This is a genomic window from Burkholderia sp. BCC1993, assembly GCF_905339865.1.
Lineage (GTDB): Bacteria > Pseudomonadota > Gammaproteobacteria > Burkholderiales > Burkholderiaceae > Burkholderia.
The window spans coordinates 125,234-144,418 of the sequence record NZ_CAJPGZ010000004.1; the positions used below are offsets into that span (position 1 = coordinate 125,234).

The window sequence follows — 19,185 nt, forward strand, 5'->3', positions numbered from 1 at the left end:
TCTCACCACGGCATCACCACTCGGCGACGCTGCCGTCCGCGTGGCGCCACACCGGGTTGCGCCAGCGGTGGCCCGTCTTCGCCATCTCGCGCACCTTCTCCTCGTTGACATCGATGCCGAGCCCCGGGCCCTGCGGGATCGCGACGAAGCCGTCCTCGTAGCGGAACACCTCGGGGTTGCGCAGGTAGTCGAGCAGGTCGTTGCCCTGGTTGTAGTGGATGCCGAGGCTCTGTTCCTGGATGAACGCGTTGTAGCTGACCGCATCGAGCTGCAGGCATGCGGCCAGCGCGATCGGGCCGAGCGGGCAGTGCAGCGCGAGCGCGACGTCGTAGCTTTCCGCGAGTGTCGCGATCTTGCGGCACTCGGTGATGCCGCCCGCGTGCGACGCATCGGGCTGGATGATGTCGACGTAGCCGCCCGCGAGGATGTGCTTGAAGTCCCAGCGCGAGTAGAGCCGCTCACCGAGCGCGATCGGCGTGTTGGTCTGGTTGACGATGTCGCGCAGCGCCTCGGCGTTCTCCGACAGCACCGGCTCCTCGATGAACATCAGCTTGTACGGATCGAGCTCCTTCGCGAGCACCTTCGCCATCGGCTTGTGCACGCGGCCGTGGAAGTCGACGCCGATCCCGACGTGCGGGCCGACCGCGTCGCGCACGGCCGAGACGTTCGCGATCACCTGCTCGACCTTGTCGTAGGTGTCGACGATCTGCAGCTCTTCGGAGCCGTTCATCTTCACCGCCTTGAAGCCGCGCTCGACCACTGCGCGCGCATTGTTCGCGACGTCGCTCGGCCGGTCGCCGCCGATCCACGAATACACCTTGATGCGCTCGCGCACCTGGCCGCCGAGCAGCGCATGCACGGGCACGCCGTGATGCTTGCCCTTGATGTCCCACAACGCCTGGTCGACGCCCGCGATCGCGCTCATCATGATCGGGCCGCCGCGGTAGAAACCGGCGCGGTACATCACCTGCCAGTGATCCTCGATCAGCAGCGGGTCGCGGCCGACCAGGTAGTCGGCGAGTTCCTGCACCGCGGCCTCGACGGTGTGTGCGCGGCCCTCGACGATCGGCTCGCCCCAGCCGACGATCCCTTCGTCGGTCTCGATCTTGAGGAACAGCCAGCGCGGCGGGACGACGAAGGTTTCGAGGCGGGTGATTTTCATGTCGCTTGTCTCCAGGGTGGACCGGCGCGGACGTGCGGACGCGGCGCCGGTCGAGTACGTGACGATTATCCTAGCGTAGCCCGTTAAAAAATAGTATTAATAGCACTATTGTGCAGATAGTGGGCAGCCGAGGCGTGCCCGTCCAACGGAGAACGATCATTCAACGCGACCTGCATGGACAGACGGCCTTCCGGCTGGCGACGGCGATCCTGCGCGGCGACTATCCGCCCGAATCGCTGCTGCCGCGCGAGCCGGACCTGATGGCGATGTTCGGCGTGAGCCGCACGGTGCTGCGCGAGGCGCTGCGCACGCTGACGTCGAAGGGACTGGTCGAATCGCGGCCGAAGGTCGGCACGCGCGTGCGGCCGCGCCGCGCATGGAACCTGCTCGACGCCGACCTGCTCGACTGGTACGCGCGCGTCGCGCCGCCGCTCGCGTTCGCGCTGAAGCTGCAGGAGATGCGCGAGATGATCGAGCCGCATGCGGCCGCGCTGGCTGCTCGCACGCATACGCCCGAAGCGTTCGACGCGATCGATGGCGCGGCGCGCGCGATGGCCGCCGCGCGCAACGTCGACGAATGGGTGCGTGCGGACCTGCGTTTTCACCTGAGCGTGCTGGAGGCCGGCGGCAACGAACTGCTGGTGCCGCTCGGCGCGCTGATCGACCGCACGCTGGAAGCGCAACTGCATCTGAACGCGCGCCGGGCGCACGTGTTCAACGCGTCGCTCGCCGAGCATACGGCCGTCAGCGACGCGATCCGCGTGCGCGACGAGGACGGCGCGCGCCGCGCGATGGCGTCGCTGCTCGCGGTGACGCGCGCGCGCATCGAGATGTCGTGACGGGGAGGGCGGTGCGGGCCGTCAGTGGTTCGCGCAGCCGCCCGGCTTCGGCACGCGTTGCGTCGACGCCGGATATTTCGCGAGCAGGCCCGCCGGGCGGCGCGGCCGCACCACCGGTTCGCCGCCGCGCATTGCGCGCGACGCGGGTGCGCGCTACCGTATTCGCTTGAGCCGGCCCGGCCAACGGTGTTCCGCCGGGGCGCCGTCGACGCGCACGGGCCGCCCCGGGAGACGACCATGCTTTATCACGGAAGCTGTCATTGCGGTGACGTGAAGTTCGAGGTGGAAGGCGACCTGCAGGGCGTGATGGCCTGCAACTGCTCGATCTGCCGGCGCAAGGGCGCGCTGATGTGGTTCGTGCCGCGCGATCACATGACGCTCCTCACGCCCGACGACAATCTCGCCACCTACATGTTCAACAAGCACGTGATCCGCCATCGCTTCTGCAAGCGCTGCGGGATTCACACGTTCGGCGAGGGGACCCATCCGAACGGCACCGAGATGGCCGCGATCAACGTGCGATGCCTCGAGGATGTCGATTTCGATGCGCTGCCCGTCACGCACTACGACGGCCGCTCGCACTGAGCGGCGCGTCGTTGCATGAGCGCGCGGGCCGCCGTCAGGACGGCTCGACCTGCGGCGCCGGCGTTTCCGCCTGCGGCGCGGGGCCCGTCGTACGCGTGCCGGCCTCGGCCGGGCGTTCGATCAGGGGCGCGAGCGCCGGCGCCATCGACTTCAGCAACTGCACGGCCATCGCGCTCGTGAAGTCGTAGCGCGCCGCGTAAGGCTCGTGCGCGGTCGCCGTCAGCACGCCGAAGAAGCGGTCGCCGAGCACGAACACGAACGTGCCGCTGCGATTGACCTTGCGCGACTCGATCAGCCGCGCGCCGCGCGCGTAGACATTGAAGCGCTGGTCGCCCGTCCCGGTCTTGCCGTAGACCTGCAGCGTCTTGCCGTCGGGCAGCATGAAGCCGCCCGACAGGCGCCGCGCCGTGCCGTTCAGCACGACGTCGCGCAGCAGCGTGCGCACCACGTTGACGATTTCCGGCGACAGCATCGGCTGCGGCTGCGCGGCCGCGCGCACGAAGCGCGTTTCGTACGGCGTGCCCTTTGCGAAGTCGAGGCGCGTGATCGTCTCGGTCGGCGCCTTCCGGCCGCCGGTCGCGATCAGGCCGATCAGTTTCGCGAGCGCGTCGGGCTGGTCGCCCGATGCGCCGATCGCGGCCGCGTACGACGGCGTGACTTCCGCGAACGGGTAGCCGAGCGCGCGCCACGCCTTCGTGATTTCCGCATACGCGCGCAGCTCGACCATGCGGCGGATGCGCCGGTCCTGGGTCGCGTGGTAGCGCGTCTTGTACAGCCACGAGTACGTGTAGAAGCGCGCATCGCGGCTGTTGCGCCGGACCTCGGCGAGCGACGCGTTCGGGTGGGCGCGCAGGTAGTTGAGCGTCCACAGCGCGAGCGGGTGGACGCTCGCGATATAGCCGCGATCGTTGAGGTTGAAGCGGTCGATCGCGTACTTCGCGTAGAGCGCGGCGAGATCGTCGTCCGACAGCGTCGCGGCCGGCGTGCCTTTCAGCTGCGTGCGCATCTGCGCATCGAACCACGCGAGCGATTCGTTCGGTGCGACGCTGCGCAGCACCGTCGCGATCTTCGGCGGCGACTTGCGCACGTTCTGCAGCAGCAGCGCGAGCGCGTCGTCGGGTGCCTTGCCCGCGTAGCGCGTGTAGTAGCGCTTCACGTAGACCTGGCTTTCGCCGTCGACGAACTGCTCGAGGTAATGCTTGCGCTGCGCCGGATCGTCGAGCCACGACGACGACGGGCCGGCTGCCTGCAGCATCTCGTAATGGACGATGTCGCGCATCAGCCGCACGAACACGAGGTTGACCGAGTGCTCGAACGCCGTATGCAGCGTCAGGATGCGGCCGTTGTCCGACTTCTCGAAGTTCGAGAACACCTGCGCGCCGCCGCCCGTGTAGAACACGTCGGGGCTCGCCGAGTACTTGCGTTCGACCGACGCGTCGAGCATCGCCTGCAGCGAGCGGTCGCGCGTATGCGACAGGTAGTCGAGCGCCCAGTGCGACAGCCCGTCGAGCGGGTCGGGCTTCACCTTCGCGAGTTGCGCGTTCGACAGGTTGCCGTAGCGCGCATGCAGGTCGGAGACGATCTGCAGGTAGGTGATCAGCGTGCGCAGCTTCGCGGTCGAGCCGAGGTTGATGCGGCCGCCGCGGTTCACGTCGAACGGCTGGTTCACGCTGTCGGTCTGCACGCGCAGCATGTTCGCGCCGTTGCGATGCTCGTACAGCGTGAAGCTGTACGTGAGGTGCGACGGGTCGTCCTTCGGCGCGAGCATCTCGAAGCCGTACAGGCCGGCGGCCTGCGCGCCGTCGCGGGTCGACGCCTTCGCGAGCCGTTCGGCGACCGCCTGCTGCACGCCGTTGTCGAGCGTGCTGGTGGCTTCCAGGTCGAGCTGGTCGAGCTGGTACAGGTCGCTGATCCCGAGTGCCGACAGCAGCGATGCGCGCGCGGAGGACACGGCCTTGCGCGACACGAACGACTGCACGTGCGCGGCGGCCGGCGGCTCGCTGCGCTCGATCTGCGCGGCAAGCGCCGCATCGCGCAGCGCGGGCGAGATCACGCCGCCGCTCGACAGGAGCCGCAGGTAGCTGTCGGTCAGCTTCTGCAGCGCCGGATAGCCGCGATTCAGGAAGTACGACGGCGCGCGCTGCGCGATGATCAGCGACAGCACTTCGCGGAAGGTCTTGCCCTGTGCGTCGACGTTGTCGCCGGTCGTCGGCGCGGACAGGATGCGGTTCACGTCGTTGAAGTCGCGGCCGTACCACGCGGCGAGACCGTCGCCGATGCCGGTGATTTCACCCACGTGCGGCCGCGCGGCGAGCGGTACCGAGTTCAGGTAGCGCACGACGATCGCGCGGCGCGCGAGCATCGTCTGCGGGCCGTTCATGTAGGCGAGGATCGACGCGGACGCGATCTGCCGCAGTTTCTCCGGCGGCGTCGCGGTGCGGCCGTCCGGCGAATGGCGGAACTTCTCGATCTGCGTCGCGAGCGTGCTGCCGCCCGGGCGTGCCTGATGACGGTTGACGACGTGCAGCGCCTGGTCGGCGAGCGCGCGGCCGAAGCGCCCCCAGTCGATTGCCGGGTTGCGGTTCGGCTGGTTCGCGTCGAGCAGGTAGCGATCCTCGATGAACAGCAGCGAATCGGCGAGCACGCGCGGCACCGTGTCGAAGTCGGCATACACGCGTTGCGGGAACACGGTCGCGAACAGCGGCGAGCCGGTCGAGTCGAACAGCATCAGCCCGGCCTGGTCTTTCTCTTCATAAGGCAGGAACAGGCCGCGATCGGCGAGCGACAGCATCCGTTCCGAATCGCGCGCCTGCTTGCCGATGACGAAGCCGCGCGCGAGCAGATGCTGCTGGAACGCGGGAAGCATCGAATAGCCGAGGCGCTGGTCGTACGGCCCGTTGACGGGGAAGCGGATGTGATCGCTCGCGCCCGCCTCGACGGTGTAGCCGATGTCGCGGGTGAGCTCGGACAGGTAGCGCGCCTGCAGGCGCGACGTCTCGAACTCGGTCATCACGAGCCGCGCAACGATCGCCGCCGCGATCACCAGCGCGGCGAGCAAGGACCACTTGATCCACGTCCAGACCGATGCACTCCCGGTCACGCGCGGCAGGATGCGATTCAGCGGCCGATTCATGGCGGCGTCTCCCTGAAGGCGCAGGCTCCGGCCGCACCCCATTAAGGATTAGTGTAGTCCTCCGCAGCGGGCTGCCAAGGGTGGTTCACTACCGAGATGCGTCGACGCAACGCGCATGCCTGTGACATGCGGGAACCGGCCTGCGGTGCGGTGCGGTGGCGCGTGTCGCCGTGAAGTAACGTTTGCGCGTTCCGCCCGCGTGTCTGCGTGTGTCAAGGGCGACGGAGGGTGGCCGTGCCGATCGCGCCGATCGTTTTTACGCACCGGCCTTGTGCAATGCGAAATCGCGACAAATCGGGTCCGATCGTATTGCCGAAGTCATGGCGCGATGCGCGACGAGGCTACGAGTTTCCGTGATAGCCGGATGCACGGGCCGCAGGTACGATCGCCGGATATGCGACGCATGTCCGTTTTCGCCGGGGGTTCCATGTCGATTCATCCCGTCGCGCTCGTTTGCACGGCGATCCTGGGGTTGATGCTGTTCGGGCTCGGCCTGGTCGTGTCCGTCACGCGCTTCCGGCATACCACCGGTTCCGGGTGTGCGTCCGATCCGACCGACGGATTGCACAAGATCGTGCGCGCGCATGGCAACACGGCTGAATACGCACCGTTTCTCGCGGTGCTGTTTCTCTATTTCGGCGCACACGACCCGTCGCGCGCGATCGTCTCGTTGATCGTCGCGGCAACCGCGTGCCGCTGCCTGCTCGTGATCGGATTGCTCGCGTGGCCGACGATGGCCAGGCCGAATCCCCTGCGTTTCATCGGCGCGCTCGGCACGTATCTGTGCGGCGCCGCGCTATGCGTCGCGCTGTTCGTCTGAGCACGTCGCTATCGCCAAGGCAGCTTCGCGGGATCGTGCCGCCGCACGGCCTCGACGAAGCAGTGGATCAGCTAGTCGCACGCCCGAATCGCGCGCCTGCTTGCCGATGACGAAGCCGCGTGCGAGCAGATGCTGCTGGAACGCGGCAAGCATCGAATAGCCGAGGCGCTGGTCGTACGGCGTCGCCGGCGCCGGTGAAAATGGTGCGCGATTACAGCCTTTCATTCACCTAGCGAAATGATCGATCAGGTGATCGATGAAAAGCCGCGCCTTGCGGGGAAAATGGCGCCGGCTCGGGTACACGACGTTCATCTCGAGTTCCTCGAGCCGATAGTCGGCGAGCAGTTCGCGCAGCCGGCCGGCGGCGAGCTCCGGTGCGGCGAGGAAGTCCGGCAGCACTGCAATGCCCATGCCCGCGAGCGCCCAGTTGCGGATCAGCCCGATGTTGTTCGACGACGCGGACTTGTTCGGGCGCACGGTGACACACGCGGAACCCGGGTCGAACGACAGATGCTCGCCCGCGAAGTCGGCATGGAACGCGAGGCACGCGTGGGATGCCAGGTCGTGAGGATGGGCCGGCGCACCGTGCCGTTCGACATACGACGGCGCCGCGCAGACGATCCGCTTCAGGCGCGTGAGCGGGCGTTTCACCAGCGTGTTGTTGCCGATGTGCTGCGACAGCAGCAACCCGACGTCGAAGCCCTCCGACACGAGGTCGACATGGCGGTCCACCATCGTGACCTCCGGCACGATGGCCGGATGCTGCGCCTTGAACGCGTCGATCGCAGGGGCGAGCACGTGCATGCCGAACATCACCGGCGCGGCGATCTTCAGCGACCCGATCGGCTCGTGGTGCATCGACGCGATCGTTTCCTCGACGCGGTCGATTTCCTCGATCACGTGACGGATCTGGGCGAGGTACAGATGACCGGCGTCGGTCAGCGACAGGCTGCGCGTCGTGCGGTTCAGCAGGCGTGCGCCGAGCCGGTCCTCGATGCCCATCACGAGGCGCGTGGCCGACGAGTTGGAGATGTTCAGTTCCGTCGCCGCGCGCGCGAAACTGTGGAGTTCGGCGACCTTGATGAACAGCCGCATTGGCAGGAATTCGTCCATTTTTTTATCGAAGAACAGGAATTGGTTTATTGAATTTTATTCTTCGATGATTGGACTTGAGCGACTCGTTTTAACGAATAAGTATTATGAAATGATGTGTTGATAGGGTGCTGAATTGGTTTCAGAATAAGCGGTTGGGCGAAGGAAGGATGCGGGTTTTGTGGATTTATTTTCGTATTCCGCTCGATATAAACCAATTTTATCGGTCTGTATTTAGTAATTGTACGAAAATAAGTGAAAAGTTTTCGTATAAAGACGATCGATATGATCAATGCAGACCGAATCGAATCAGACGCGTCGCTATCGCCACAGCAGCTTCGCGGGATCGTGCCGCCGCACGGCCTCGACGAAGCAGTGGATCAGGTAGTCGCACGCGACCGTGTTGAGCGCGTCGCGGCGCGTCAGCACGCCGGCCGACACAGTCGGGATCGTCTCCTTCACGTCGATCGTGACCATCCGTTCCCGGATCCAGTCGACTTCCATGAAATGCTTCGGCACGCACGACACGGTGTCGGTGTGCAGCGACAGCGAGAACGCCGCGCTGAACGACGTGCATTCGACGATCGGCTGCGGCGCCCGGTAGCCGTGCGCGACGAACACGTTCTGCAGCAGCCGGCCGATGCTTTCCGGTGAGGTGTTCAGCACCCACTGCGCGTCCTGCAGTTGCGCGAGCGACGTGCAGTGGCGCAGCGGATTGCTCGCGCGCGTCATCAGGATCAGTTCCGACTCGAGCAGCGGCCGGAACGTGAATTCGGGCGACAGCCGCGTCGCGTCGACGATCGCAATCACGAAGTCGAGCGAGCCGTCGCGCAGGCGCGGCAGCGCCGTGTCGAGAAAGCCTTCGCGCACGTCGAGGCGGATCGTCGGCATCCGCTGGCGGAACGCGTCGAGCGCGGCCGGCAGGAAGCCGAGCGACATCAGCGGCGTCAGCGCGCATGCGAGCGCGCCTTCCTTGCCGCCTGAAAGCTGGATCACGTCGTCGCGCGCGTGCTGCATCTCCGCGAGGATCAGGCGCGCACGCGCATAGACGGCCTGCCCGAAGCGCGTGAGCTGCGCGCCGCGCGCGTTGCGCGTGACGAGCGGCACGCCGAGGTCCTGCTCGAGTTCGCGGATCGCCTTTGTGAGCGCGGGCTGCGACAGGTGGATCGCGCGCGCGGCGGCGCGCAGGCTGCCGTGTTCGGCGATGGCGGCAAGCGCCCGGAGCTGGTGGTGTTTCACGGCGTGGCAGGGCGCGGCGGCAGTGGCGACCTTCGCATCCTACACCGCAGCGGCGCGCGAAAAGCACGCGATAACCGGGCGTTATCACGATCGGAAAATGTCGCTCCGGGCTGCGTATTTTGAATGCCTAGACTGCATGCGCAGGCCGTCGAACGGGCCGTGCACCAGACCCGCATAACCAGTACGGAGACTCATCTTCATGAAGGCGCCCCGAGCGGAAAGCATGTTCGGCGGGCATGTCGGCGACGTTGCCGCATCCCCGTCCAATCGCCAGCTGATCGTCGCGATCACGATCGGCAACGGCCTCGAATTCTTCGATCTCACCGTGTTCAGCTTTTTCGCGGTGCTGCTCGGCAAACTGTTCTTTCCGGCTGCGTCCGCGCAGCAGCAATTGCTGATGTCGGTCGCGACGTTCGGCGTCGGCTTCATCGCGCGGCCGGTCGGCGGCGTCGTGATCGGGCTCGTGGCCGACCGCTTCGGCCGCGTGCCGGCGATGAACCTCACGCTCGTCACGATGGCACTCGGCACCGGGATGATCGGCATTCTGCCGACCTATGCGCAGATCGGCATCGCGGCGCCCGTGCTGGTCGTGCTCGCCCGGTTGCTGCAGGGCTTTTCGGCCGGCGGCGAAGTCGGCGTGTCGACGTCGCTGCTCGCCGAGCGCGCGCCGCCCGGCCAACGCGGCTACTACACGAGCTGGCAGTTCGCGAGCCAGGGGGCCGCGGCGCTGGCCGGTTCGTTCGTCGGCTTCCTGCTGTCGTATTTCCTCACGCCCGCCGCGCTCGAATCGTGGGGCTGGCGCGTGCCGTTTCTCGCCGGCGTGCTGATTGCGCCGGTCGGCCTGTATCTGCGCGCGCGCTTCAACGCGATCGAACAGCACGCGCCGGCCGCGGCCGCGCGGCGCTCGTCTGCGGTGCTCGGCACCGTGCTGCGGCGCGACGGCGGCGCCGTGCTGACCGCGCTCGGCCTCGTGGTCGGCGGCACCGCGGCGCACTTCATCGTCCTCTATTACATGTCGACGTACGCGATCCGCGTGCTGCACCTGCCGATGGATACCGCGCTGTGGTGCGGCATCCTGTCCGGTGCGGTGATGTTCGTCGCCGCGCCGATCGGCGGACGGCTGTCGGACCGCACCGGCAGCAAGCGCGTCGCGTTGTGGACGCGTGTGGCGCTGACCGTGCTGATCCTGCCGGGCTTCTGGCTGATCCGCGCGGTGCCGTCGATCGCGACGATCTACGTGGTCGTGATGCTGCTCGCCGCGCTGCACTCGATCAATGCCGGCGCGAACGGCGTGATCCTCGCTGAGCTGTTTCCGAAGAGCACGCGGGCGACCGCGCTGTCGATCGCGTATGCGGGTGGCGTGTCGATCTTCGGCGGCTTCGCGCAGTTCATCGTCACCTGGCTGATCGGGGCGACCGGCAATCCGGCCGCGCCCGCGTGGTACGTGATCGTCTGCGGCGTGCTGTCGCTCGTCGCGCTCGCGTTCGCGTCTGACCGAAGCGCTCAGGATGACTGACCGATCTTCCTTTTCTTTCATTCGCCCCATGACCACCACCGTTTCGTTTTCGTCGTCGCCGGCCGACGTTGTAGCCGGCGACCTGTGCGACCTGCCCGCACGCACCATGCTCGAACTTCTGAAGTCCCGGCAGATCAGCGCGTGCGACCTGCTCGATGCGCATCTCGCGCGCATCGCGACGGTCAACCCGCGCGTGAATGCGCTCGTCACCGTCGTCGATCCCGATGCGCTGCGTGCCCGCGCACGCGAAATCGACGCGCGCTGGACGCGCGGCGAATGGTTGGGGCCGCTGCACGGGCTGCCGGTGTCGCAGAAGGACCTGACCGCGACGCGCGGCGTGCGCACGACCTTCGGCTCGCCGCTGTTCGCCGATCACGTGCCGCAGCACGACGCGCTGATCGTGCGCCGCTGCGCGAGTGCCGGCGCGCTGATGATCGGCAAGTCGAACACGCCGGAATTCGGCGCCGGCTCGCATACGTTCAACGCGGTGTTCGGCGCGACCCGCAACCCGTGGGACCTGACCCGTTCCGCGGGCGGCAGCAGCGGCGGCGCTGCCGCGGCGCTCGCCTGCGGGATGAATCCGCTCGCGTGCGGCAGCGACATGGGCGGCTCGCTGCGCAACCCGGCCGCGTGGAACAGCGTGGTCGGGCTGCGGCCGTCGCCGGGCCGCGTGCCGCGCGCGCCGGACCTGAACGGCTGGGCGACGCTCGGCGTCGACGGGCCGATGGCGCGCGATGTCGCCGACACCGCGCTGCTGTTGTCCGCGATCGCCGGGCCGAGCGGCGAAACCGCGACCGACATCGCGGAGCCGGGCGCGCGCTTCGCGCAGCCGCTCGAACGCGATTTCCGCGGCACGCGCATCGCGATGTCGCGCGGTTTGCCCGGCGTGCCGGTCGATCCGGAGATCCGGCGCGCCGTCGATGCGCAGGCGCGCGTGTTCGCGTCGCTCGGCTGCGAAGTCGAATTCGACGATCCCGATCTTTCGGAAGCCGAAGAAGTATTTCGCATCGAGCGTGCCTGGATGATCGGCACGCTGATCGACGGCTTCGACGAACGGCAGCGTGCCGCGCTGAAGCCCGAACTCCTCGACGAATACCGGCTGCATCGGTCGCTCTCGGCCGCGGATCTCGGCCGCATGTTCGTGCGCAAGACACGCCTGTTCGACCGGATGCGTGCGTTCATGCAGCGGTATGCGTTCTACGTGCTGCCGACGACGCAGGTGATGCCGTTCGACGCTGCGCTGCGCGTGCCCGCCGACGTGGCCGGCATCGCGAACACGACCTACATCGACTGGATGCGCGTGTGCTGGCTGCTGTCGTCGACCGAGGCGCCGATCCTGTCCGTGCCGTGCGGTTTTTCCGCGACAGGCTTGCCGATCGGCATGCAGATCGTCGGCCGCTATCGCGACGACTGGGGCGTGCTCCAGTTCGGCCATGCGTACGAAGTCGCGGCCGGCCGTCGCCGGACGCTGCCGCCCGTCGTTGCCGACGCGCTGCGCTGACCATTTTTCCCGGCTGATAGCGGACCGTTCCGGTTCGTGCCGGCAGGCCGCGCGCCTGCGGGGGGGGCGCGCACGCCTGCGTTTGGCCATTCGACCCGCGCAATGGAGATCTCTCGATGAAACAACAGCTGTTGGCAGGCGCGGGCGTCGCGCTGATCGCGGGTGCGGCGCACGCACAGAGCAGCGTCACGCTGTACGGCATTATCGATGAAGGGCTGACTTACTCGAGCAACGTCGCAGTGACCGGCGCGAACGGCGCGGCAAGCGGCAGGCCCGCGCTGCGGCTGCTGGGCGGCGTGCAGCAGGCGAGCCGCTGGGGGCTGCGTGGCAGCGAGGATCTCGGCGGCGGGCTGAAGGCGGTCTTCACGCTCGAGAACGGGTTCGATCCGAGCACCGGCAAGCTCGGGCAGGGCGGGCTGATCTTCGGCAAGAAGGCGTTCGTCGGGCTGTCGGGACCGTTCGGCACCGTCACGCTCGGGCGGCAGTACGACACCAATGTCGACTTCCTCGGCCCGCTCGAGGCCGCCGCGCTGTTCGGCGGCTACATGGTCGCGCACCCCGGCGACCTCGACAACGTGAACAACGCGAACTCGACCAACAACGCGATCAAGTTCACCAGCAACGACTACGGCGGGTTGCGCTTCGCGGCGATGTACGGGGTCGGCGGCGTGGCGGGGGCGACGACGCGCAACCAGGTGTGGTCGGCCACGGCCGGCTACACGCGCGGGCCGCTCACGGTGGCGGCCGGCTACCTGAATGCGCGCAACCCGAACGTGTCGTTCTTCGGCACGACCGGCAGCCCCGCGCCGACCGTGGGCGGCGTGCCGGGCAACAACATGCTGTCGCCGGTGTATTCGGGCTATGCGTCGGCGCGCACGCTGCAGGTCGCGGCGGTGGGCGGCACCTATGCGATCGGCGCGGTGACGCTCGGCGCGATGTACACGAACACGTCGTTTCGCCAGCTCGGCGATCTGTCGTCCGGGCCGAATCCGGGTGGCGTGTCCGGCAACGCGGTGTTCAACAACGCGGAGGCGAGCGTGCGCTACCAGTTCACGCCTTACCTGTTCGGCGGGATCGCGTACGACTACACGCGCGGCGGCGGCGTGGACGGCCGCGACGGCGCGACGTATCACCAGGTTGCCGCGGGGCTCGACTATTTCCTGTCGAAGCGCACCGACGTCTACGTGAGCGCCGTGTTCCAGCGTGCGTCGGGCACCGACTCGACGGGGCATGCGGCGGTCGCGGCGATCAACGGCCCCGGCGCCTCCGCGAACGACCGGCAGTTCCAGGCGCGGATCGGCATGCGCCACAAGTTCTGATCAGCGCGACGGCCAGCGGCTGCGCGGTGATATCCTCGCGAAACGCCCGCGACCGACGGGCGGATACCGACTGCCCGCACGCGGCCCGACGCCGTGCTGCGCGGCGTTTCCGAGGGAGAGCCGAACCATGAGCCGCAAATTCATTCTGAAGGGCGACACGACCGATCACGGCGGCGTCGTGCTCGACGGGATCGCCAATTCGTCGTTCGACGGCCGCGAGCTCGCCTATCTCGGCGCGCCGGTGTTCTGCGCCGCGTGCAAGACCCAGGGCGTGATCGTCTCCGATGGCGGCGAGCGGACGATGACCGTGATGGGCAAGGTCGTCGCGCTCGAACACGACCTGTGCCAGTGCCTGTGCACGCCGCAGCCGAAGCTGATCCCGTCGCAGGGGACGGGCACCATCTCGGGCTGATGCCCGTCGACTCCGTGCGACGTGCGCGGCGCGCTGCCCGTCGTCAGACGCTGCCTTCGGTCTCGATCACCAGAATGCGCGCTTCTCCGAGCGGATGCGCGACGTGTTCGGTGCCGACCGTCGCATGGAAGATGTCTCCTGCTTCGAGCACCGTCGCGTGCTCGATGCCTGCTTCGCGGTAACGCATCTCGACGCGGCCGTCGAGCACCGCAAAGATTTCCTCGCCGTCGTTCACGTGCCATCGGTACGGCTGATCGGTCCAGTGCAGGCGGACCGTGATGCCGTTCAGGTTCGCGATGTCCAGCGCGCCCCATGCGCGCTGCGCGGTGAACGCGGTGCTGCGGATGATGTTCATCGGTAGGTCCGGTCCGTGAATGCGAAGGTTGCGGAGGGCGGGCAGGCTGCACGGCCGTGCGGCTCGGCCGCGCTCCGGTTTCCGTGTACCGGGGATCAGCGCGACATCGCGCGCAAGGCTGCGTCGATCGTCTGCTTCCGCTTCTCCAGCCCCGCAGCCGAGCGCTCGGTCACGCGCTGCAGGACCGACGCCGGCGCGGTATCCGGCGAGCCTGCATCGAACGGCGGCGCGGGCGCATATTCGAGCGCGAGCTGGATCGCCTGCGCCTCTTCGTCGCCGACCAGTTCGGCGGCGATCGTCAACGCGAAGTCGATGCCGGCCGTCACGCCGCCGCCGGTGATCAGGTTGCCGTCGCGCACCACGCGTTCGCGCACGGGCACCGCACCGAGCGGCGCGAGCAGCGCGTGAAACGCCCAGTGCGTCGTCGCGCGGCGGCCGCGCAGCAGGCCGGCCACGCCGAGCAGCAGCGCGCCCGTGCAGACCGACGTCACGTAGCGCGCGGCCGCCGCGCGCTGCTGCACGAACGCGATCGTTTCGGCATCGAGCAGCAGCGCGTTGATCCCGATTCCGCCGGGCACGCAGATCACGTCGAGCGGCGGGCAGTCGTCGAACGTGCAGGTCGGCGCGAGCGCGAGGCCGCTGCTCGACGCGACGGTGTCGCGCGATTTCCAGACCAGATGAACCGCCGCGTCGGGCAGCGATGCGAGCACGTCGTGCGGGCCGGTGAGATCGAGTTGCTGGACGCCCGGAAACACGAGAAAGCCTATATGCAGGGTCATGCGAACACTCCGAAGGGAAGGGGAGGCGCCGCGGCCGGCGCACGATGGACAGATCGATTCTAGGCGCGTAGTGTTTGGCGAAATTGCCAGATCGCCCACGTTTTCAGCCAATCGCCATGCCAGCCGCCCCGCGCTCGATCCTGATCCTCGCGTTCCCCCGTGCGCAGTTGCTCGACGTGACCGGGCCGCTGCAGGTGTTCGCATCCGTCAACGAACTCGCGCAGGAGCGCGGTCGGCCCGCGCCGTATGCGCCGCGCGTCGTGGCCGCCGAAGCCGGGCCGGTCGAGACGTCGTCGGGGCTCGTCGTGATGGCCGATTCGCTGCGCTCGGCCGGGCGGCCCGACACGGTGATCGTGGCCGGCGGCAAGGGCGTGCAGGCCGCGTCGCGGGATGCGCGCACGGTGCGCTGGGTCCGGCAGCAGGCGCAGCGCGCGCGACGTGTCGCGTCGGTCTGCACCGGCGCGTTCCTGCTCGCCGAGGCCGGCCTGCTCGACGGGCGGCGCGCGGTCACGCACTGGGCGCGCTGCGACGAATTCGCCGCGCGCTATCCGAACGTGCGCGTCGAGCCCGATCCGATCTTCATCCGCGAAGGCGCGCTGTGGACGTCGGCCGGCGTGACGGCCGGCATCGATCTCGCGCTCGCGCTCGTCGAGGAGGATCTCGGGCGGGCGATCGCGCTCGATGCCGCGCGCGAACTCGTCGTGTTCCTGAAGCGGCCGGGCGGGCAGGCGCAGTTCAGCGCGATGCTGTCGATGCAGCGCACCGACGACCGCTTCGGCGAACTGCATGCGTGGATCGCCGAGCACCTGACGGCCGACCTGTCGGTGCCGGCGCTCGCCGAGCGCGTCAGCATGAGCGAGCGCAGCTTCGTGCGGCACTACCGCGCGGGCACCGGCCGCACGCCCGCGCGCGCGGTCGAACAGATTCGCGTCGAGGCCGCGCAGCGTTTGCTCGGCGAAACCGCGTGGCCCGTCAAGCGGATCGCCACGCGGTGCGGCTTCGGTTCGGAAGAGACGCTGCGGCGCAGTTTCGTGCGCGTGCTCGGCGTGTCGCCGCAGGGCTATCGCGAGCGGTTCGTGCGGTAACGTGCCGATGCGCGGTGAGTGTGCCGCGCGTGGCAACCGGGGACGGAGCCGTCGACGTTCGGAGCTGCGCGAATCCCGACCACTTTCGAGTCCGAAACGCCGTGACTATTCAGGTGTGGAGAACAATGAGCGGGGGCTTGTGCCGCGCGCGTTGCGCGCTCTATCCTGTTCTGTTGGCGATTCGAAGGGGAGCGCAGCATGGACCGCATCCAGGCAATGGAAGTATTCACCCGCGTGGTCGACGCGAACAGCTTCACACGCGCGGCCGACACGCTCGCGATGCCGCGCGCGTCGGTCACGACCATCATCCAGAATCTCGAGGCGCTGCTCGGCGTGCGCCTGATGCACCGGACGACGCGCCGGCTGTCGCTGACGCCGGAGGGCGCCGCGTATTACGAGCACTGCATGAAGATCATCTCGGAGATCGCGGAAGCCGACGCGAGTTTCCAGACCGGCAACCGCAAGCCGAGCGGCGTGCTGCGCGTCCACATGCCGAGTTCGCTCGGGCGGCGCGTCGTGCTGCCGGCGCTGTCGATCTTCCGGCAGCGCTATCCGGACATCACGCTCGACCTCGGCCTGGCGGACCGCTACGTGGATCCGGTCGAGGAGGGCATCGACTGCATGATCCGGGTCGGGCCGCTCGAAGATTCGTCGATGGTCGCGCGGCGGATCGGCATGCTCAAGCGCGTGACCTGCGCGTCGCCCGACTATCTCGCGCGTCACGGCGAGCCGCAGGAGATCGCCGACCTGGCCGACCATCATGCGGTGAATTTCCGCGCCAGCCACGGCGCGCGGGCGATTCCGTGGGTGTTCATGATCGAGGGCAAGCCGGTCGAGGTGCGGATGAACGGCAGTGTCACCGTGAACGATTCGGATGCGTACGTGACGTGCGGGCTCGAAGGGTTCGGGATGATCCAGCCGACGCTGTTCATGGTGCTGCCGAACCTGCGCGACGGCACGCTGGTCGAGGTGCTGCCCGATTGCAATCCGAAGCCCAAGCCGATCTCGATCGTGTATCCGCACAACCGGCATCTGTCGCAGAAGGTGCGCGTGTTCGCGGACTGGATCGCGGAGCTGTTCGAGTCGACGCCGGCGCTGGAGGGCGGGGAGAACTGGCGGGGGAAGGTGCGGGCGGAGGCCGTGGAGGAGCGGGGATCGGTGGTGGCGTAACGCGAGGGACGCGCGTGCCTGCAGGGTAGGCGACGCGCGAATTCCGCGCACGCGCCGGATGACGCAATGAAAAAAGCCGCTGATCCTTGCGGAACAGCGGCTTTTCGCATTTGGTGGCGAATCAGGGATTCGAACCCCGGACCTGCGGATTATGATTCCGTCGCTCTAACCGACTGAGCTAATTCGCCGAAGAATTGAATTATGCTGATGTGCCGCCGGGCTGTCAACACCTTTTTTCATCTTCCCTGAAAAAAGTTGCCGGCGGCTCGTTCGGGCAGGGTAGCGGGCGGGGTGCCGCCCGCTGCCCGACCTCAATCCTGCGCGTAGATATTGGAGTCCTTCGTCTCCTTGACGAACAGCACACCGATCACGAACGTGGCCAGCGCGATCACGATCGGATACCAGAGCCCCGAGTAGATGTTGCCCTTCGCCGCGACGATCGCGAATGCGGTCGCCGGCAGGAAGCCGCCGAACCAGCCGTTGCCGATGTGATACGGCAGCGACATCGACGTATAGCGGATCCGCGTCGGGAACATCTCGACCAGCATCGCCGCGATCGGGCCGTAGACCATCGTCACGTAGATCACGAGGATCGTCAGGATCACGATCGTCATCGGCCAGTTGAGCTGTGCCGGGTCGGCCTTGGCCGGGTAGCCGGCCGCCTTCAGCGTCGACGCGAGCGTCTTGTCGAACGCCGCGCCCTGCGCCTTCGCGTCGGCCGCCTTGCCGTCATACGCGGGGATCACCGTATCGCCGACCTTGATCTGCGCGGGCGCGCCAGCCGGCGCCGCGACGTTCTCGTAGTTCAGGCCGGCCTTCGCGAGCGCGCTCTTCGCGATGTCGCACGAGTTCGTGAACTTCGACGTGCCCACCGGATTGAACTGGAACGAGCAGGCGGCCGGATCGGCGAGGACCGTGATCGGCGCCTTCTGCGTCGCGAGTTCGAGCTGCGGGTTCGCGTAGTGCGTGAGCGCCTTGAACAGCGGGAAGTAGGTGAGCGCCGCGATCAGGCAGCCGGCGAGGATGATCGGCTTGCGGCCGATCTTGTCCGACAGCGAGCCGAAGAACAGGAAGAACGGCGTGCCGATCAGGAGGGCGATCGCGATCAGGATGTTCGCGCTGGCGCCGTCGACCTTCAGCGTCTGCGTGAGGAAGAACAGCGCGTAGAACTGGCCCGTGTACCACACGACGGCCTGGCCGGCGGTCAGGCCGACGAGCGCGATGATCACGAGCTTCAGGTTCTTCCACTGGCCGAACGCTTCGGTCAGCGGCGCCTTCGACGTCTTGCCTTCCGCCTTGATGCGCAGGAACACCGGCGATTCGTTCAGCTGCAGCCGGATCCACACCGACACAGCGAGCAGCGCGATCGATGCGACGAACGGCACGCGCCAGCCCCAGCTGCCGAACGCTTCCTCGCCGATGAACGTGCGCACGCCGAGGATCACGAGCAGCGACAGGAACAGGCCGAGCGTTGCGGTCGTCTGGATCCACGCGGTGTAGAAGCCGCGGCGGTTCGCCGGCGCATGCTCGGCGACGTAGGTCGCCGCGCCGCCGTACTCGCCGCCGAGCGCGAGGCCCTGCAGCAGCCGCATCGCGATGAAGATCACGGGCGCCGCGATGCCGATCGATGCGTAACCGGGCAGGAAGCCGACCACGAAGGTCGAGATGCCCATGATCACGATCGTCACGAGGAACGTGTGCTTGCGGCCGACGAGGTCGCCGAGCCGGCCGAACACGATCGCGCCGAACGGACGCACGGCGAAGCCGGCCGCGAAGCCGAGCAGCGTGAAGATGAATGCCGCGGTCGGATTGACTCCGGAGAAGAAGCTCTTGCTGATGTAGGCCGCGAGTGAGCCGGCCAGGTAAAAGTCGTACCACTCGAACACGGTGCCGAGCGACGACGCGAAGATCACCTTCTTCTCTTCGCCCGTCATCGGCGAGTGCGAAATTTGCCCGCCTAACGTTGCCATGAATCGTCTCCAAGTCCCTTGATATAGATGTGTGGCCGCCTTGGGTGGGCGGGCCTGTCGACGATTATTGGCACGGAAACTTACGGCGCACTGACTCGCGGGCGCAAAACGACTGCACGTTAACCCGCGCCGAATCGGCCGTTTCGCGCCCCGATCGTGTCGCAGCAGGGCGGTAAAGCGCCGGTTTCGATGCGATCGCGGCGCGGTA

16 protein-coding genes, 1 tRNA gene and 1 pseudogene are annotated in these 19,185 nt (G+C 67.5%); 9 read left to right on the plus strand and 9 right to left on the minus strand.

Annotated elements, in window-relative coordinates; genetic code table 11:
• Positions 1 to 13: 13 nt before the first annotated feature.
• Positions 14 to 1,162, minus strand: coding sequence for a galactonate dehydratase (dgoD, locus tag U4Y91_RS07650; RefSeq protein WP_321804572.1), 1,149 nt, complete (start codon positions 1,160 to 1,162; stop codon positions 14 to 16).
• Positions 1,163 to 1,296: 134 nt separating this feature from the next.
• Here dgoD and U4Y91_RS07655 point away from each other — a divergent pair, with 134 nt between their 5' ends.
• Positions 1,297 to 2,001 carry a FadR/GntR family transcriptional regulator gene (locus U4Y91_RS07655; RefSeq protein WP_321804574.1) on the plus strand — a complete coding sequence of 235 codons (705 nt, stop codon included), beginning with the start codon at positions 1,297 to 1,299 and terminating at the stop codon, positions 1,999 to 2,001.
• A 21-nt stretch (positions 2,002 to 2,022) separates the two neighbouring features.
• Here the strand turns inward: U4Y91_RS07655 and U4Y91_RS07660 are convergent.
• Positions 2,023 to 2,127, minus strand: a pseudogene (locus U4Y91_RS07660) (DUF1272 domain-containing protein); the annotation flags it as partial.
• Between the two features lie 111 nt (positions 2,128 to 2,238).
• On the opposite strand from U4Y91_RS07660, the gene U4Y91_RS07665 reads away from it, so the two are divergent.
• Positions 2,239 to 2,586, plus strand: coding sequence for a GFA family protein (locus U4Y91_RS07665; RefSeq protein ID WP_321804576.1), 348 nt, complete (start codon positions 2,239 to 2,241; stop codon positions 2,584 to 2,586).
• Positions 2,587 to 2,620: 34 nt separating this feature from the next.
• On the opposite strand, the gene U4Y91_RS07670 is transcribed toward U4Y91_RS07665, so the two are convergent.
• The gene (locus U4Y91_RS07670; protein WP_321804578.1) at positions 2,621 to 5,719 is read right to left on the minus strand and encodes a transglycosylase domain-containing protein; all 3,099 of its coding nucleotides are present in this window, start codon (positions 5,717 to 5,719) and stop codon (positions 2,621 to 2,623) included.
• 427 nt (positions 5,720 to 6,146) lie between these two features.
• Between U4Y91_RS07670 and U4Y91_RS07675 the strand changes: the two genes are divergently transcribed.
• Complete coding sequence (locus U4Y91_RS07675) at positions 6,147 to 6,539, plus strand: MAPEG family protein (protein ID WP_321804580.1); 393 nt, start codon at positions 6,147 to 6,149, stop codon at positions 6,537 to 6,539.
• Between the two features lie 225 nt (positions 6,540 to 6,764).
• Here the strand turns inward: U4Y91_RS07675 and U4Y91_RS07680 are convergent, their stop codons facing one another.
• Both U4Y91_RS07680 and U4Y91_RS07685 read right to left on the minus strand, forming a co-directional pair.
• On the minus strand, positions 6,765 to 7,652 hold the full coding sequence (locus tag U4Y91_RS07680; RefSeq protein WP_321804582.1) for a LysR family transcriptional regulator: 888 nt from the start codon (positions 7,650 to 7,652) through the stop codon (positions 6,765 to 6,767).
• 300 nt (positions 7,653 to 7,952) lie between these two features.
• Positions 7,953 to 8,870 (minus strand): LysR substrate-binding domain-containing protein, encoded by a 918-nt coding sequence (locus U4Y91_RS07685; RefSeq protein ID WP_321804584.1) that lies wholly within the window; start codon positions 8,868 to 8,870, stop codon positions 7,953 to 7,955.
• A gap of 199 nt (positions 8,871 to 9,069) precedes the next feature.
• Here U4Y91_RS07685 and U4Y91_RS07690 point away from each other — a divergent pair, with 199 nt between their 5' ends.
• The 4 genes from U4Y91_RS07690 to U4Y91_RS07705 all read left to right on the plus strand — a co-directional run bounded on the left by U4Y91_RS07690 (position 9,070) and on the right by U4Y91_RS07705 (position 13,618).
• Entirely contained in the window at positions 9,070 to 10,386 is a 1,317-nt protein-coding gene (locus U4Y91_RS07690; protein ID WP_321804586.1) for an MFS transporter, read from the plus strand.
• A gap of 28 nt (positions 10,387 to 10,414) precedes the next feature.
• Positions 10,415 to 11,887 carry an amidase gene (locus U4Y91_RS07695; RefSeq protein ID WP_321804588.1) on the plus strand — a complete coding sequence of 491 codons (1,473 nt, stop codon included), beginning with the start codon at positions 10,415 to 10,417 and terminating at the stop codon, positions 11,885 to 11,887.
• 116 nt (positions 11,888 to 12,003) lie between these two features.
• Positions 12,004 to 13,206 (plus strand): porin, encoded by a 1,203-nt coding sequence (locus tag U4Y91_RS07700; RefSeq protein ID WP_321804591.1) that lies wholly within the window; start codon positions 12,004 to 12,006, stop codon positions 13,204 to 13,206.
• A 127-nt stretch (positions 13,207 to 13,333) separates the two neighbouring features.
• Positions 13,334 to 13,618, plus strand: coding sequence for a PAAR domain-containing protein (locus U4Y91_RS07705; RefSeq protein ID WP_011657840.1), 285 nt, complete (start codon positions 13,334 to 13,336; stop codon positions 13,616 to 13,618).
• A 43-nt stretch (positions 13,619 to 13,661) separates the two neighbouring features.
• Here U4Y91_RS07705 and U4Y91_RS07710 read toward each other — a convergent pair whose 3' ends face one another.
• Entirely contained in the window at positions 13,662 to 13,973 is a 312-nt protein-coding gene (locus tag U4Y91_RS07710; RefSeq protein WP_321804593.1) for a cupin domain-containing protein, read from the minus strand.
• A 95-nt stretch (positions 13,974 to 14,068) separates the two neighbouring features.
• Positions 14,069 to 14,752, minus strand: coding sequence for a DJ-1/PfpI family protein (locus U4Y91_RS07715; protein WP_321804595.1), 684 nt, complete (start codon positions 14,750 to 14,752; stop codon positions 14,069 to 14,071).
• A gap of 116 nt (positions 14,753 to 14,868) precedes the next feature.
• Here U4Y91_RS07715 and U4Y91_RS07720 point away from each other — a divergent pair, with 116 nt between their 5' ends.
• Both U4Y91_RS07720 and U4Y91_RS07725 read left to right on the plus strand, forming a co-directional pair.
• A complete protein-coding gene (locus U4Y91_RS07720) occupies positions 14,869 to 15,837 on the plus strand; it encodes a GlxA family transcriptional regulator (RefSeq protein WP_044844528.1) in 969 nt (322 codons plus the stop codon).
• A gap of 198 nt (positions 15,838 to 16,035) precedes the next feature.
• Entirely contained in the window at positions 16,036 to 17,007 is a 972-nt protein-coding gene (locus U4Y91_RS07725) for a LysR family transcriptional regulator (protein WP_321804597.1), read from the plus strand.
• Positions 17,008 to 17,118: 111 nt separating this feature from the next.
• On the opposite strand, the gene U4Y91_RS07730 is transcribed toward U4Y91_RS07725, so the two are convergent.
• Both U4Y91_RS07730 and U4Y91_RS07735 read right to left on the minus strand, forming a co-directional pair.
• Positions 17,119 to 17,195 (minus strand) — tRNA-Met (locus U4Y91_RS07730).
• Between the two features lie 123 nt (positions 17,196 to 17,318).
• Entirely contained in the window at positions 17,319 to 18,977 is a 1,659-nt protein-coding gene (locus tag U4Y91_RS07735; RefSeq protein WP_321804599.1) for an MFS transporter, read from the minus strand.
• Positions 18,978 to 19,185 lie beyond the last annotated feature (208 nt).

Excerpts from the sequence above, each read along its gene's own strand:
- dgoD (WP_321804572.1), bottom strand. The coding sequence starts at position 1,162 with ATGAAAATCACCCGCCTCGAAACCTTCGTCGTCCCGCCGCGCTGGCTG.
- U4Y91_RS07665 (WP_321804576.1), top strand. The coding sequence starts at position 2,239 with ATGCTTTATCACGGAAGCTGTCATTGCGGTGACGTGAAGTTCGAGGTG.
- U4Y91_RS07670 (WP_321804578.1), bottom strand. The coding sequence starts at position 5,719 with ATGAATCGGCCGCTGAATCGCATCCTGCCGCGCGTGACCGGGAGTGCA.
- U4Y91_RS07675 (WP_321804580.1), top strand. The coding sequence starts at position 6,147 with ATGTCGATTCATCCCGTCGCGCTCGTTTGCACGGCGATCCTGGGGTTG.
- U4Y91_RS07680 (WP_321804582.1), bottom strand. The coding sequence starts at position 7,652 with ATGGACGAATTCCTGCCAATGCGGCTGTTCATCAAGGTCGCCGAACTC.
- U4Y91_RS07690 (WP_321804586.1), top strand. The coding sequence starts at position 9,070 with ATGAAGGCGCCCCGAGCGGAAAGCATGTTCGGCGGGCATGTCGGCGAC.
- U4Y91_RS07695 (WP_321804588.1), top strand. The coding sequence starts at position 10,415 with ATGACCACCACCGTTTCGTTTTCGTCGTCGCCGGCCGACGTTGTAGCC.
- U4Y91_RS07700 (WP_321804591.1), top strand. The coding sequence starts at position 12,004 with ATGAAACAACAGCTGTTGGCAGGCGCGGGCGTCGCGCTGATCGCGGGT.
- U4Y91_RS07705 (WP_011657840.1), top strand. The coding sequence starts at position 13,334 with ATGAGCCGCAAATTCATTCTGAAGGGCGACACGACCGATCACGGCGGC.
- U4Y91_RS07710 (WP_321804593.1), bottom strand. The coding sequence starts at position 13,973 with ATGAACATCATCCGCAGCACCGCGTTCACCGCGCAGCGCGCATGGGGC.
- U4Y91_RS07715 (WP_321804595.1), bottom strand. The coding sequence starts at position 14,752 with ATGACCCTGCATATAGGCTTTCTCGTGTTTCCGGGCGTCCAGCAACTC.
- U4Y91_RS07720 (WP_044844528.1), top strand. The coding sequence starts at position 14,869 with ATGCCAGCCGCCCCGCGCTCGATCCTGATCCTCGCGTTCCCCCGTGCG.
- U4Y91_RS07725 (WP_321804597.1), top strand. The coding sequence starts at position 16,036 with ATGGACCGCATCCAGGCAATGGAAGTATTCACCCGCGTGGTCGACGCG.
- U4Y91_RS07735 (WP_321804599.1), bottom strand. The coding sequence starts at position 18,977 with ATGGCAACGTTAGGCGGGCAAATTTCGCACTCGCCGATGACGGGCGAA.